Source organism: Acetobacter sp. KSO5 (assembly GCF_044094635.1).
Taxonomy (GTDB): domain Bacteria; phylum Pseudomonadota; class Alphaproteobacteria; order Acetobacterales; family Acetobacteraceae; genus Acetobacter; species Acetobacter cerevisiae.
Genome location: NZ_CP172014.1, coordinates 283,181 through 296,535 on the forward strand (window position 1 = coordinate 283,181; position 13,355 = coordinate 296,535).

Annotated in this window: 12 protein-coding genes and 1 other RNA gene; 7 read left to right on the forward strand and 6 right to left on the reverse strand. The window is 58.7% G+C overall.

The annotated features are described in order from the left end of the window. Positions 1-15: 15 nt before the first annotated feature. Both ACHQGU_RS01290 and ACHQGU_RS01295 read left to right on the forward strand, forming a co-directional pair. Complete coding sequence (locus ACHQGU_RS01290; protein ID WP_395495615.1) at positions 16-1,275, forward strand: D-amino acid dehydrogenase; 1,260 nt, start codon at positions 16-18, stop codon at positions 1,273-1,275. Between the two features lie 385 nt (positions 1,276-1,660). Beyond that, entirely contained in the window at positions 1,661-3,172 is a 1,512-nt protein-coding gene (locus ACHQGU_RS01295; protein ID WP_395496353.1) for a glucoamylase family protein, read from the forward strand. 75 nt (positions 3,173-3,247) lie between these two features. Here ACHQGU_RS01295 and ACHQGU_RS01300 read toward each other — a convergent pair whose 3' ends face one another. From ACHQGU_RS01300 to ACHQGU_RS01320, 5 genes are all read right to left on the reverse strand, one after another. Next, entirely contained in the window at positions 3,248-3,640 is a 393-nt protein-coding gene (locus tag ACHQGU_RS01300) for a VOC family protein (protein ID WP_043549369.1), read from the reverse strand. 25 nt (positions 3,641-3,665) lie between these two features. Then, a complete protein-coding gene (locus ACHQGU_RS01305; RefSeq protein ID WP_395495616.1) occupies positions 3,666-5,321 on the reverse strand; it encodes a fumarate hydratase in 1,656 nt (551 codons plus the stop codon). A 42-nt stretch (positions 5,322-5,363) separates the two neighbouring features. Then, a complete protein-coding gene (locus ACHQGU_RS01310; protein ID WP_395495617.1) occupies positions 5,364-5,912 on the reverse strand; it encodes an SspB family protein in 549 nt (182 codons plus the stop codon). 243 nt (positions 5,913-6,155) lie between these two features. Beyond that, positions 6,156-6,487, reverse strand: a transfer-messenger RNA (tmRNA) gene (gene ssrA / locus ACHQGU_RS01315). Positions 6,488-6,522: 35 nt separating this feature from the next. Beyond that, positions 6,523-7,227, reverse strand: a complete 705-nt coding sequence (locus tag ACHQGU_RS01320) for an HPP family protein (protein WP_395495618.1) — start codon at positions 7,225-7,227, stop codon at positions 6,523-6,525. Positions 7,228-7,444: 217 nt separating this feature from the next. Between ACHQGU_RS01320 and thyX the strand changes: the two genes are divergently transcribed. The 3 genes from thyX to ACHQGU_RS01335 all read left to right on the forward strand — a co-directional run bounded on the left by thyX (position 7,445) and on the right by ACHQGU_RS01335 (position 9,081). Then, positions 7,445-8,356, forward strand: a complete 912-nt coding sequence (gene thyX, locus ACHQGU_RS01325; protein WP_061507791.1) for an FAD-dependent thymidylate synthase — start codon at positions 7,445-7,447, stop codon at positions 8,354-8,356. A 10-nt stretch (positions 8,357-8,366) separates the two neighbouring features. Continuing rightward, positions 8,367-8,642 carry a hypothetical protein gene (locus ACHQGU_RS01330; protein WP_395495619.1) on the forward strand — a complete coding sequence of 92 codons (276 nt, stop codon included), beginning with the start codon at positions 8,367-8,369 and terminating at the stop codon, positions 8,640-8,642. A 154-nt stretch (positions 8,643-8,796) separates the two neighbouring features. Continuing rightward, positions 8,797-9,081 (forward strand): hypothetical protein, encoded by a 285-nt coding sequence (locus tag ACHQGU_RS01335; protein ID WP_062141009.1) that lies wholly within the window; start codon positions 8,797-8,799, stop codon positions 9,079-9,081. 39 nt (positions 9,082-9,120) lie between these two features. On the opposite strand, the gene ACHQGU_RS01340 is transcribed toward ACHQGU_RS01335, so the two are convergent. Then, positions 9,121-10,260 carry a P-loop NTPase gene (locus ACHQGU_RS01340; RefSeq protein ID WP_395495620.1) on the reverse strand — a complete coding sequence of 380 codons (1,140 nt, stop codon included), beginning with the start codon at positions 10,258-10,260 and terminating at the stop codon, positions 9,121-9,123. A gap of 255 nt (positions 10,261-10,515) precedes the next feature. Between ACHQGU_RS01340 and ACHQGU_RS01345 the strand changes: the two genes are divergently transcribed. Both ACHQGU_RS01345 and ACHQGU_RS01350 read left to right on the forward strand, forming a co-directional pair. Then, positions 10,516-11,661 carry an OpgC family protein gene (locus ACHQGU_RS01345; protein ID WP_395496354.1) on the forward strand — a complete coding sequence of 382 codons (1,146 nt, stop codon included), beginning with the start codon at positions 10,516-10,518 and terminating at the stop codon, positions 11,659-11,661. An 86-nt stretch (positions 11,662-11,747) separates the two neighbouring features. Beyond that, positions 11,748-13,313: a DegQ family serine endoprotease gene (locus ACHQGU_RS01350; RefSeq protein ID WP_395495621.1), complete on the forward strand. Its 1,566-nt coding sequence runs from the start codon at positions 11,748-11,750 to the stop codon at positions 13,311-13,313. Positions 13,314-13,355 lie beyond the last annotated feature (42 nt).

Genomic DNA, 13,355 nt, shown 5'->3' on the forward strand with positions numbered 1-13,355 from the left:
TAAAAGGTGGTTGCCATGAAGGTTATTGTTCTTGGTGGTGGTGTTGTGGGTGTGACATCTGCCTGGTATCTCGCGCAGGCGGGGCATGAGGTCACGGTGGTGGAACGCCAGCCGGAAGCCGGTATGGAAACCAGCTTTGCCAATGCCGGGCAGGTGTCCCCCGGCTATTCTGCACCGTGGGCTGGCCCGGGTGTGCCGTTGAAATCCATCAAATGGCTGATGATGGCATATCGCCCATTTGTGTTCTGGCCGATGCCGGACCCGCATTTGTGGTCATGGCTGGTGCAGATGCTGGAAAACTGCACGTCTGCGGCTTATGACCGGAACAAAGGCCGCATGGTGCGTCTGGCGGAATATAGCCGCGACGTGATGATGGACCTGCGGGCAAAAACGGGCATTGAATATGATGACCGCCAGCAGGGCACCCTGCAGGTCTTCCGCACCCAGAAGCAGCTTGATGGTGCCGCACAGGATATCGCTGTTCTCAAACAGTATCAGGTGCCCTACGAAGTTCTGGATCGCGCTGCCTGTGTGCAGGCTGAACCCGGGCTGGCGGATGCCGCCAACAAGATTGTCGGTGGCCTGCGTCTGCCGGGTGATGAAACGGGGGATGCCTTCAAGTTCACGCAGCGTCTGGCCAAAATGGCGGAAGAAGCGGGTGTAAAATTTCTGTATAACACCCGTATTAAACAGCTGTTATCCGAATGTGGCCGGATTACCGGGGTGGACACCAGCAACGGTGTGCTGACGGCAGATTCCTATGTTTTGTCCCTGGGGAGCTTCTCTCCGGCTCTGGTGCGCTCTCTGGGAATGAAGCTGCCGATCTATCCGGTAAAAGGCTACTCTTTGACAGCAAATATCACGCAGGCCGACCGTGCGCCGGTTTCCACCATTATGGATGAGACCTTTAAAATCGGCATTACCCGTCTGGGTGATCGTGTGCGTGTGGGGGGCACGGCAGAGCTTGCCGGGTTCAGCCGCCGCCTGCGCGCTCCGCGCCGGGCGACGCTGGAACATTCCGTAACGGATCTGTTCCCGGAGTGCTGTGATGTGCCGGGTGCGTCCTTCTGGACAGGCCTGCGCCCCATGACGCCGGATGGCACGCCCATTATTGGTCGTACCGGGTTGGAAAATCTGTTCCTCAATACCGGTCATGGTACGCTGGGCTGGACCATGGCCTGTGGGTCTGGTCGGGTTCTGGCGGATGTCATGTCTGGCAAGAAACCCGATATTGCGTATGAAGACCTGAATATTTTCCGTTACGGTCTTTCATAAAACCTTTGTCATGATTTGCTCATTTTTGTGCCTGCAAGCGGGGCATGCAGGCCATGCAGAAGCGTATGGTCTGCGTTTTTTCAAAAAACTGTAAAACCGGTCAGGCAGAAAAAATGTTCTTCTGAAAAAACATATTTTCCGCTGGCGTATGACATGGATATGCCCCTTTTGGTTGGTGAGATAGCCAGCGAACAGGGATGTTCATGTTGCTCTTGATGCTTTCATAGGGTGGGCTTTGGTCGTTATGCTGCCAGACTGGTTTTTCTTGCCTTCGCGCTTTGTCTCGTCTTTCCGCCGTGCCTGCCGACCGGTTCCCCTCTATGCCCAGAGGCTGACCCTTGGAGTTAGCCTGCTGGCTGTTGTCGGTGGGCTGACTGCACATCCTGTGGTTGCACAGGCAGCGGATGTACAACAGTCCTCCCCACAAAGTGCGGCGGCCATTCCCGCCCCACCGTCCGCTAGCCAGCAGCGACAGGCTGCCCGTCTTTCCACCAGCGTGGTATTCAAACCCACCCGCACTGATATGGCGCTGATTGAGGATCTGGAGCACCGCACGTTTCTCTGGTTCTGGGAAGCTGGTGATGCGCAGACCGGGCTGGTGCCGGACCGTTATCCGTCTGACCAGACGCAGGCCAGTGTGGCGTCCATCGGCTTTGGTCTGACCGCCTATGGCATTGGGGCGGAACGTGGCTACATTACCCGCCAGCAGGCCATAGAGCGCACGCTGAATACGCTGCGTTATCTTGCGAAATTGCCGCAGAATGACAGTGCAGAAAATGCCTCAGGCTATCACGGCTTTTTCTATCATTTCCTGAACAACAAGACCGGCCTGCGTTTTAATAAAGATATTGAACTGTCCAGCATTGATACGGCTTTGCTGATGCAGGGTATTCTGTTTACGGAAAGCTATTATACACAGAATACGCCGCAGGAAGCGGAAATTCGTAGTCTGTCTAATAAGCTTTATCAGAATGTTGACTGGGCGTGGATGCGTCGGCCAGATATGCGGCTGAGCATGGGGTGGTCACCTGAGCATCAGTTCCTGCCCAATTACTGGGAAGGCTATAGTGAAGGCATGATGGCCTATATTCTGGCCCTTGGCTCGCAGAAGCATCCGCTGGAACCAGCCTCATGGCAGGCATGGCTGACGACGAATGATCGGCGCTGGGGCGAGTATTACGGCCAGACGATGCTGAATTTTGCACCACTTTTCGGGCATCAGTACACCCATTCCTGGATTGATTTCCGGGGAATTCAGGATGACTGGAACAGGGAAAAAGGCATCGACTATTTTGAAAATAGCCGCCGTGCCACTTACGCCCAGCGCACCTACGCCATGACCAACCCCGGCAAATGGCAGGATTACGGGAAAGATGTTTGGGGCCTGACGGCCAGTGACGGGCCGGGTGAGCTGACGCAGACAGTTGGCGGTACGCCGCGCCACTTCATGTCCTATTCCGCACGTGGGACAGGGCGTGACTATACGCAGGATGATGGTACCATTGCCCCGACGGCAGCGGGTGGCTCCGTAGCCTTTGCGCCGGAAATTGCCATTCCTGCTCTGCGGGAAATGAAACATCGCTACGGTAATCATATTTATAGCCGCTACGGGTTTGTGGATGCGTTCAACCCCAGCTTCCATACCGCAGACAAGTCGTTTTGGTCTGACACAGCCTATCTGGGCATCGATCAGGGACCGATTTTGCTGATGATTGAAAACTGGCGCAGCGGACTGGTGTGGAACACCATGAAGCGGAACCCCGCTATCCGGCAGGGCTTGCTGAAAGCAGGTTTCCGGGGTGGCTGGCTTGGGAACGAGGCAGAGGTTTCTGCACCCGCAAGCCAGCATGCCAATGCGCAGCATTCGGCTCAGAGTGGGCAGCAGCAGTCGGGCTGACTTTCGTTTGCAAAGTTAGTCAGGTGAGACCGGGTTATTATCACAGCCGGTTCCAGACTTTGATGGGAGAGACGCTTATCCCTGATAAGACGCAATCTCGATCAGATTCTGGTCCGGGTCGTGGCAATAAACGGATGTGATCGGCCCCAGTGCGCCCAGCCGGGCTACGGGGCCTTGCACAACGCTGACGCCGCATTTTTCCAGATGTTCAACCACGTCGTCACTGGTTACGGCGGTGACAAAACACAAATCGTTCCCGCCGGGCAGGGCATGCACGGCGGTCTCCCACCCGGTTGCGTCCTGCGGGCGAAGGTTGAGCTTCTGCCCGCCAAAACGCAGAGCTGTGCGGTTATTGCGCCCATATTCCTCGCGCTCCATGCCCAGCACACGCTGGTACCAGGAGGCGGAAATTTCGAGGTCTCTTACGGTCAGGACCGCATGGTCCATCCGGTCAACAGTAAAGCGCATGAGGTCAACACAGCTCCTTTAATGTTCAGCTGAGTTCAGCGTAGAAGTCATTCCCCTTGTCGTCGATAACAATAAAGGCGGGAAAGTCCTCGACCTCAATTTTCCACACGGCTTCCATGCCCAGTTCGGGATACTCGAGCACTTCAACCTTACGGATGCAGTCCTGCGCCAGCCGGGCTGCCGGCCCGCCTACGGAGCCGAGATAGAAGCCGCCATAGGTCTGGCAGGCGTCCTTCACAGCTTTGGAGCGGTTGCCCTTGGCCAGCATGATGTAAGAGCCGCCACCAGCCTGAAGTTCAGCCACGTAGGAATCCATGCGTCCCGCCGTGGTGGGGCCGAAGGAGCCGGTTGCCATGCCTTCCGGCGTTTTGGCGGGGCCAGCGTAATAAACCGGATGGTCTTTCAGATACTGCGGCAGGCCTTCACCGCGTTCCAGCCGTTCCCGGAATTTGGCGTGGGCAATGTCACGCGCCACGACGACGGTGCCGGTGAGGGCAAGGCGGGTTTTGACCGGATAGCGCGAGAGTTCCTTGCGGATTTCATCCATCGGACGGTTAAGGTCGATTTTTACGGCCTCGCCTTCCAGATGCTCATCTGTCGTTTCCGGCAGGAAGCGGGCCGGGTCATGCTCCAGCTCTTCCAGAAAGAAGCCCTCTGCCGTGATGCGCGCCTTGATCTGCCGGTCTGCCGAGCAGGAGACGCCCATGCCCACCGGCAGGGACGCACCGTGGCGCGGCAGGCGGATTACGCGGACATCGTGGCAGAAATATTTGCCGCCAAACTGTGCGCCAATGCCCAGCTTGCGGGTGAGTTCCAGAACCTTCTGTTCCATCTCCACATCCCGGAAGGCATGGCCTGTCATGCTGCCGCTGGTGGGCAGGCTGTCATACCAGTGGGTGGAAGCCAGTTTGACGGTCTTGAGCGTCTGCTCGGCAGACATACCGCCAATCACAATGGCCAGATGGTAAGGCGGGCAGGCGGACGTGCCGAGGGTTTTGATTTTTACATCCAGCCAGTCCAGCAGCTTCTGCTCGGAGCCGAGCAGGGCGCGGGTTTCCTGAAACAGGAAGGTCTTGTTGGCTGAGCCGCCGCCCTTGGCCACAAACATCAGGTCAAACTGTTCATCATGATGCGTGGCGGGGCTGGCGAAAATATCGCACTGCACGGGCAGGTTGGTGCCGGTGTTCTTTTCCTCAAACATGCTGAGGGGCGCCATCTGTGAATAGCGCAGGCTGGTGCGGGTGTAGGTTTCATACACGCCTTTGGAGAACGCGACTTCCTCATCGCCTTCCACCCACACGCGCTGGCCCTTTTTGCCAAAGACAATGGCGGTGCCTGTGTCCTGACACATGGGCAGCACGCCGCCTGCGGCAATGCAGGCGTTTTTCAGCAGGTCCAGCGCCACGAAGCGGTCATTGTCCGAGGCTTCGGGATCCTTGAGGATGCTGGCGAGCTGTTTGAGGTGGGCAGGGCGCAGGTAATGCGCGACTTCATGAAAGGCCTGCGCCGTGAACTCCGTCAGAGCTTCCGGCGTGATGTGCAGGATGGTCTTTCCGCAGCATTCCGATGTGCTGACACCGGCGATATCCACCTTCCGATAGGACGTTGTGTCCTCCCCCAGCGGAAAAATGGGGGAATAGGTGAAGGCGGGTACCGGGGGGCGAGGGGGCTGGCTGGTCATGATGTGCTGAACTCTCCGTCGGCCTGCCCCGAAAAGTGGGGCTTAACCGGGTGATGGCCCCTTCTTGCGAAAGGCGTCAAGACTGACAACCTGTGAGGAGGTGTCACTTTCCGCTGAGCCTTCAGCCTCTTTCCCGGCCGACGGGGCTGGGGTGGCGTCTGTTTCGGGTGCGGGCTCTTCTGCCGGTTCCGCCGCCATGAAATGCAGGCTGAGATGGATGGAGGGGTCTGCAAAACCGGTAAAGGCGCGCACGGGAATTTCCAGAATGGAGCCCGCACCGCCAAAGGACAGACCGACAGAGGCCTTGCCGGCTGTGCGGTCCACGTTCAGATCCCAGAACTGGTGCTGCAGCACGATGGTCATCTCATGCGGATACTGTGCACGCAGACGATCCGGGATCACCACGCCGGGGACGTCCGTGCGGAATGTCAGGTAAAAGTGATGTTCGCCCGCAAGGCCTTCACGACTCACATACTCAAGCGCGCTCAGCATCACGCCGCGATAGGCGTCTTCCAGCCATGTTTCATACGGCAGCAGGCTTTCGGGCGGAAAAGTGCCATTTTCCGGGGTGTTATCGTGGTCATCCGCCATGAAAGCTCTCCTCGCTCGCGCCGGTTGGACGTGCCGACGTCTTGAATATCACTCTACCGTCAGCCATGCGTGAAAGAGGGGGGAAGTGCAAGGCGGCAAGTTATGATTCTGCAACACGGCAGGAGGCCGAAGGGTCTGCCGGATGACGATCAACTATGCTTGACCTGTGCGCGACGGGGCTTTTTGGGGTATTGCCGGGTGCGGGACTGTAGGGGCTGAGTCCGGCTCATCTCATGGCTGTAAAGTGGGAGGGCTTCTGTTGCCCGGTGCCCTCCCGAACCGCGCTTATCGCTTATGCAGCGACAGCGAGCACCTCAGTGTTATCATTGGCACTTGTAAGTTTAGCCCGATAACGGCGGTACAATGCCGGGCAAAAGGAAGGTCTTTACCACGCGTGTCGAGCCTGTTTCGTCCCCATCTATCCGAGCCGCAAGGCCGGATTGAATTGGTGGAGACGCCGGGTACTGCCCCCGGGTCCACAACGATTATTCCACGTTCCGTTTATCACCATAGCCAAGGAGCAAGCCCCTCCGGCACTGATGAACATAAGGAGCACGGGGGCGGATTGCAAGAGCAGAGAAAGAGGACATCTGCCCGCAGCACGACGCGTTTAGTCTGGCGCAATACGGACGGCGCCTCGCCCGTCCCTGTGTTCCTCAGCCAGTGTGAGCAGGCGCTCCAGATCTTCGAGTTCAATGTCAAAGGCTTCACCGGTTTTATGAAGTGCGGCGAGGATATCCTCCCGACGCAGTTCGGTTGCGGTTTCTGTCGTGGGTGAAAGGGGCATGGCGTGATGAGGGTAGCTACGGCCAGAAAGCCGGTGAAACGCTATGCCCACACAGACCAGAATGAGCGAATTAAGCCCAACCGGAACCAGTGGAAACAGGAGGGCAGCGGTCGGTCCGGCTGAAGAGGGATGTAGCAGAACGGCTGTTAAGGCCGCGGCCCCACCGGGAGGGTGAAGTGAACGAGTCGCAGTCATCACCATGATGGCCAGCCCGACAGCCAGCCCCGCAGCAAGCATCTGATGCGGGATGGCGATGCTGACCAGCACCCCGATTGCGGCGGACAAAACATTTCCCATGATAACGGCATACGGTTTTGCCAGCGGACTTGCCGGAATAGCAAAAACCAGAACGGAAGAGGCGCCTATGGGAGCGACAATGGCGGGGAGAGCCGCGGGCGCTATCAGACCTGTCAGCGTCAGGCTGGCAAGGATGCCACAGACGGCCCCCAGGCCAACAGCCAGAGATAAGAAAGACGTGTAGCCGCCCCGTGCCGTAAACGGCAGCACGGAGGAGAAAAATTGACCCATACCTGAAGTATCCGTTCGACTTCGTTATAATTAATTTTGTGTTTTTATTGAGAGTAAGGAGGTCAGTGCTTTCTCTGCCTGCGTGTCATACTCTGGTTGATGCCGTCTAATTGAATAACATTATTAATTTATAAATTTCTCTTATGATGAGGCGGGAGAGCGCTGTTGCGTGAGATCAGGCATTTTCGCCCAGTGTATTTTGCGCTAGGGAGAAGGCATGTCACTGACCGATGCCCAGCGCGCCGAAATTGCGGCGCACGCCCAAGAAACCAGCTCCACTCGCCGCCCCACGGTGCCGGCATTGGAGGCCATGCTGTATGAACCGCAGGAAGTGCTCGACCACGGATTCCTGCGGGTGATCGACTATATGGGGGATGATTCCGCCATTGTGCAGGCAGCGCGTGTCTCCTATGGGCGCGGCACCCGCAAGGTGTCTGAAGATGCCGGGCTGATCCGCTATCTGATGCGGCATCGCCATTCCTCGCCGTTTGAAATGTGCGAGATGAAATTCCACGTCAAACTGCCGATTTTTGTGGCGCGGCAGTGGATCCGTCACCGGATGGCCAGCGTGAATGAATATTCTGCCCGCTATTCGATTCTCGACAGCGAATTCTACATCCCCGCGCCGGAACACATGGCCGCCCAGAGTGCCGTGAACCGTCAGGGCCGTGGCGATGTGCTGGCTCCGGATGATGCGGCAGCGGTGATGGACATCCTGCGGGATGACGCCATCCGCACCTATCGCAATTATGAGACCATGCTGAGCACGGAAGGGGACGGCTACGGTCTGGCCCGTGAACTGGCGCGCATCAATCTGACGGTCAACACCTATACCCAGTGGTATTGGAAGATCGACCTGCACAACCTGATGCACTTTCTGGCCCTGCGGCTGGACCCGCATGCGCAGTATGAAATCCGCGTCTATGCAGAAGCCATGCTGAAGATCCTGCACGCGTGGGTGCCGCAGACGGCGGCGGCGTTTGAGGATTATCGCCGCGGTGCGGTGACGTTCTCTGCCGGAATGCTGAAAATTGTGCGCCGCATGCTGGCGGGTGAGCAGGTAGAGCAGGCCGGCTCTGGCCTGAGCAAGCGCGAGTGGGATGAAATGATGGCGGTCCTGAAAGGCTGATTTCCAGCCCATGAAGGACTCTTCATTCCATGACGAACCGTTTGTAGAGGATGAGGGCGCAAAGCCAGCATCCTCCCCTTTTCTGGCGACGTCGGATGACCTGAAAGGGCTGCGTCCGCCATCCGACCGCCTGCCAAACTTCACGCCCTTTATTGTGGTGGCGGCCCTGCTGGTGGGTGTGTGGGTGTATCTGTTTTTTACGGCTCCGAAGGATATGAAGCCCCAGCATTTGCATGTGTGTGAAACCCAGGGGCCGGATAGCCATAAGACACTCTGCCTTCACTAAAATTTGACAGAATCGTCAAGTTCCTTGCTTTCTGTGCAGGTCAGCCTCTCAGCATGAGGTGTGGTGACGCGGCGGCACTCTTCTGTATCGTCACAAATGTCATCGTTTTTGGCGGCTGACGGGCTTTTTTGTACAGAAGATGGATTGCAGTGAGATGTCTATTTTATCATCAAAATTTTTACGCACGCTCTGTCTGGCCGCAGGTGGCGCGGCGCTGCTCGGCACGCTGACCCCGGCCCATGCAGAGGATTCTCTGCGCCAGCAACAGACGGAAGCCTGCAAGGGCGATGCGCTCAAGCTCTGCGCGCTGGCGATCCCCAATGAAAAGAAGATTACCGCCTGCATGGAGCGCAAGAAGGACAAGCTGAGCCCGAAGTGCCGCGCGTTCTTCGATAATAAACCGGCCAGCGGTAAGAAAGTGCCTGCTAAAAAACACTAAGCCTGAGCGGGGTGAGGCGGGCGCACCCGCCTCGTAAAGTCAGCCTGCCGTGGTGAGTTTGTCTTTAAGGGCAGCAGCCGTGGCCTGAGCAATGCGGCGGAAGGCTTTAGCCCCTTCGCTATCCGGTGCGCTGGCCACAATCGGGGTTCCGGCGTCCCCTGTAGAGCGGATATCTGCCAGCAACGGCACTTCCCCAAGGAAGGGCACGCCCATGGTTTCAGCTTCCTTCTTCGCGCCGCCGTGGCCAAAGAGTTCTGTGTTGTGCCCGCAGTTCGGGCAGCAGAAATAGGACATGTTCTCAATCAGGCCGAGAACAGGCACCTTCATTTTCTCAAACATGCTCACGCCGCGTCGGGCGTCAATCAAGGCAATGTCCTGCGGGGTGGAGACAATCACAGCTCCGGCCAGTGGCACTTTCTGCATCAGGGAAAGCTGGGCGTCCCCCGTGCCCGGCGGCATGTCCACCACCAGAACATCCAGCGGGCCCCAGTCCACGTCTGTCAGAAACTGATTGATGGCGCCCATTACCATCGGGCCACGCCAGATCATGGCCTGTTTTTCATCCACCAGCATACCGATGGACACAGCACTCAGGCCCCACACCTGCATGGGTTGCAGGCGGCCTTCCCGCACTTCCGGCTTGGCTTCCGTGCCGAGCATGCGGTGCAGGGAAGGGCCGTGAATATCGGCGTCCATCAGGCCCACGCGCAGCCCTTCCTGCGCCAGACCAATGGCCAGATTGGTGGCCGTGGTGGATTTGCCCACACCGCCCTTGCCTGAAGCTACGGCAATGATGGCTTTCACATTCGGCAGCACGGGCGCGTCCGGGGCCGGGGCGGGGCCACCAAACGGACGATGCCCACCGCCTCCGGCTTTAGGTCGTGCCGGGGCGGAGGGGGCCGCACCGGGGGCGGAAGGGGCGCGATGGGCGGTGAGAATGACGGTGGCCGTCTGCACGCCCGGCAGTTTTTCCAGCGCGGGTTTGGCCTCGTTGCACAGCGGGGCAAGGGTGGCGGCCTGTTCTTTGCTGACAGCCAGCGCGACACTCAGCCGTCCCTCTTCCAGCCGGAAGCCGTCCAGCTTGCTCAGGGCCAGCAGGGAGTGGCCGGTTTGCGCATCCCGTACGGAATCCAGCACACGGGCAACGTCATCATGATGGAGGGGGGAAGAGTGTACCACTGTTTTTCGTCCTGACTCTGGCTGTCTCTGCGGCACAAGAGGCCTGTTGCCCTGTTGGCAACAGCATGAGGCTGCTGCCGTCAAGGGGGAAGAGCGGGGGCTGTTTTGCGGTTCCCCATCGTTTTGACGCTTTTTTCGGTCATTCGGGGCGCGTAAAGAAGGAAATGGTCGCCCAATATCTGGTGTGCGCCAGAGTCTGATGGAAAAAGGGGCCGATCCGTTATTATGAGCGCCATGCCGCACGATCCGTCCATTATGGAAAAACCGGTTCCATCCCCCGCCGTGCTCCCGTCCGCGCCGCCGGTGGCCCGCTCCGTGCGGGACCATCGGATTGACGCCATGCGGGGTGTGGCGCTGCTGATGATGTTTGTGGACCACATTCCGCAAAACCTGCTCAACCGCTTTACCATGCGGAATATTGGCTTTGCCGATGCGGCGGAAATCTTTGTTTTGCTGGCAGGCTATGCGTCCTGGCTGGCCTATGGGCGGGGCTTTCGGAAATACGGGGTGGCCGTCTGTCTGGGGCGTATCTTTCGCCGCTGTGTGCAGCTTTATATCGGCCAGACCATTATGGTGGTGGTCTATGTCATCACGGTACGGGTCTGGCGGCATTATACGCTGGTGCCGGTGGATTTTCTGGAACCGGAACTGGCGCATGGCCTCAGCTGGGTCTGGCGCGTCATGATGTTTGATGCACTGCCCAGTAACCTGAACATCCTGCCGCTTTATATCATCCTTCTGGGCGGGTTTCCGCTGTTTTATGTGCTGATGCGCATCCACCGCTCTCTGGCGCTGTTGCTGTCCGGTGCCATGTGGATGCTTGTCAATCTGGATCCCGGCCTGAACCTGCCCAACTGGCTGGACCCGGATGGCTGGTATTTCAACCCGTTTGCCTGGCAGTTCCTGTTCGCCCTCGGGGCCTCTGCGTCGGCTGAGACGGAGCGGCGCGGGGCGGACTTCCCACGTCTGGATATTCTGGCCGGGTGCTGTGTGCTGTATCTGGCGTTCTCCGCCCTGCAGGCCTTCCCTTGGGCGCAGTGGGGACTGCCGGATCTGCGGCCTTTTGGCACAATGATCATGCCGGAAAAAAGCTGGCTCTCCCCCCTGCGCCTGCTGGATGTGATGGCCATTTTCTATCTGGTGCAGTCCTCCGCCGCAGCGCGGAAATGGGCGGCGGAAAGCCGGACCGGCCAGCTTCTGGCCCGCGTGGGGCGGCATTCACTGGAAATTTTTGTGGTGGGCACAGTGCTGGATCTGTATGCGCGCCTGCTGTTCAGCACCTTTGGCGATGGCTGGCTGTTGCAGATTGTCGTGAATGTGGCAGGCCTGAGCATTCTGTTCGCGCTGGCCGCCTGGCTGGATGGCTACCGCAAACGCCAGCGGGCTGCGCGGCCAGCCTGATGTTCGAAACAGGCTGACGGTGGAACAGGATCGTGCGATAGACTAAGGTCCGATGTGATTTCTGACGTTTGAGAGTATTGTCGCCCATGCGCCTGTCCAGTCATCTCCTTTGTGCCGGTTCTCTGTCCTGCCTGCTGCTGGCGGGGGTTTCCGGCCCGGTTGCTGCATGGGCTGCGGAGGGGGCTGCTCTGCCGGCAGCACCTCAGGCGGTAGCTCCGGTTGCCGGGCGGCTGAACGGAGCACCGGACAGTTTTGCTGATCTGGCCGCGAAGTTGCTGCCTGCCGTGGTCAATGTCTCCACCACACAGACTGTCAAAAGCGGTTCTGATGAGGATGATGAGGACGGCGATGGCGGGGATGACCAGCTCCCCCAGATGCCGAACTTCCCGCAGGGCTCACCCTTTGAGAAATTCTTTCATGACTTCATGAACCGGCAGAGCAGCCCGGACGCACCGCCGCGCCGTATGCAGGCACTGGGCTCTGGCTTCATTATCGATCCGGCGGGCTATATCGTGACGAACAATCACGTCATCCGCCATGCCGACAAGATTACGGTCACGCTGCAGGACAATACGGTGCTGACCGCCCGCGCTGTGGGGCATGACGACCGGACTGATCTGGCTTTGCTGAAAGTGGAAAGTAAGAAGCCACTGCCCGCTGTCCATTTTGGGGATAGTGACAAGCGCCGGGTGGGGGACTGGGTTCTGGCCATTGGCAACCCGTTCGGCCTGTCCGGCACGGTGACAGCCGGGATCATTTCCTCACGCGGGCGCAATATTGATCAGGGTCCGTATGATGACTTCATCCAGACGGATGCGCCCATCAACAAAGGCAACTCCGGTGGTCCGCTGTTTGATATGGACGGCAATGTTATTGGCGTGAACACCGCCATTTACTCGCCATCTGGTGGTTCGGTCGGGATTGGCTTTTCTATTCCAGCCAACGAGGCGCGCGGGATTGTGGAACAGCTCCGCAAAACCGGCAAAGTCTCCCGTGGCTGGCTGGGTGTGCGCATTCAGAACGTGACGCAGGATATTGCGGATGGTCTGGGCCTGAACCCGGCACGCGGCGCGCTGGTGGCCGGGGTGGAAAAAGATGGTCCCGCCGCTAAAGCCAAACTTCAGACCGGTGATGTGATTCAGACGCTGGATGGCCAGCCGATTGAAGGCAAGGCTCTGCCGCGTCTGTCTGCCCAGTTGCCGGTGGGCACAGTGGCGCATCTGGGTGTGTGGCGTCATGGCAAGATGGTGGATGTGCCCGTGACCATCGGCATGCTGCCGGAACCGGCCGCCGAGCCGGAAGCTAAACCCGCGGCGACGCCCAAAGGGGCTGCGGAAGTCAGCCTCTCCAAACTCGGCTTCTCCGTCGGGCCGCTGGATGCCGCTGCCCGCCAGAAATACAGCCTGCCGTCCGGCCAGAAAGGGGTGCTGGTCACCTCCGTGAAGGACGGTGGTCTGGCCTCTGATCGTGGCCTGCGGGAAGGCGATGTGGTGACGGAGGTGCAGCAGGCGGAAGTGACCAGCCCGGCAGATCTCAAAAAACGGATTGAAGACGCCCAGAAAGCTCACAAAAAATCCGTGCTGCTGCTGGTGCATGATGCCGATGGCCTGCGCTGGGTGCCGTTCCCACTGAATGGTGAGGATACCCCCTGAGCTGGTTCTGCGTTTTCTGCCGGTCTTATAAAAGCAGAGCGG

Excerpts from the sequence above, each read along its gene's own strand:
- ACHQGU_RS01335 (WP_062141009.1), top strand. The coding sequence starts at position 8,797 with ATGTCTATTTTATCATCAAAATTTTTACGCACGCTCTGTCTGGCCGCA.
- ACHQGU_RS01300 (WP_043549369.1), bottom strand. The coding sequence starts at position 3,640 with ATGCGCTTTACTGTTGACCGGATGGACCATGCGGTCCTGACCGTAAGA.
- ACHQGU_RS01330 (WP_395495619.1), top strand. The coding sequence starts at position 8,367 with ATGAAGGACTCTTCATTCCATGACGAACCGTTTGTAGAGGATGAGGGC.
- ACHQGU_RS01345 (WP_395496354.1), top strand. The coding sequence starts at position 10,516 with ATGGAAAAACCGGTTCCATCCCCCGCCGTGCTCCCGTCCGCGCCGCCG.
- ACHQGU_RS01310 (WP_395495617.1), bottom strand. The coding sequence starts at position 5,912 with ATGGCGGATGACCACGATAACACCCCGGAAAATGGCACTTTTCCGCCC.
- ACHQGU_RS01290 (WP_395495615.1), top strand. The coding sequence starts at position 16 with ATGAAGGTTATTGTTCTTGGTGGTGGTGTTGTGGGTGTGACATCTGCC.
- ACHQGU_RS01350 (WP_395495621.1), top strand. The coding sequence starts at position 11,748 with ATGCGCCTGTCCAGTCATCTCCTTTGTGCCGGTTCTCTGTCCTGCCTG.
- ACHQGU_RS01320 (WP_395495618.1), bottom strand. The coding sequence starts at position 7,227 with ATGGGTCAATTTTTCTCCTCCGTGCTGCCGTTTACGGCACGGGGCGGC.
- thyX (WP_061507791.1), top strand. The coding sequence starts at position 7,445 with ATGTCACTGACCGATGCCCAGCGCGCCGAAATTGCGGCGCACGCCCAA.
- ACHQGU_RS01305 (WP_395495616.1), bottom strand. The coding sequence starts at position 5,321 with ATGACCAGCCAGCCCCCTCGCCCCCCGGTACCCGCCTTCACCTATTCC.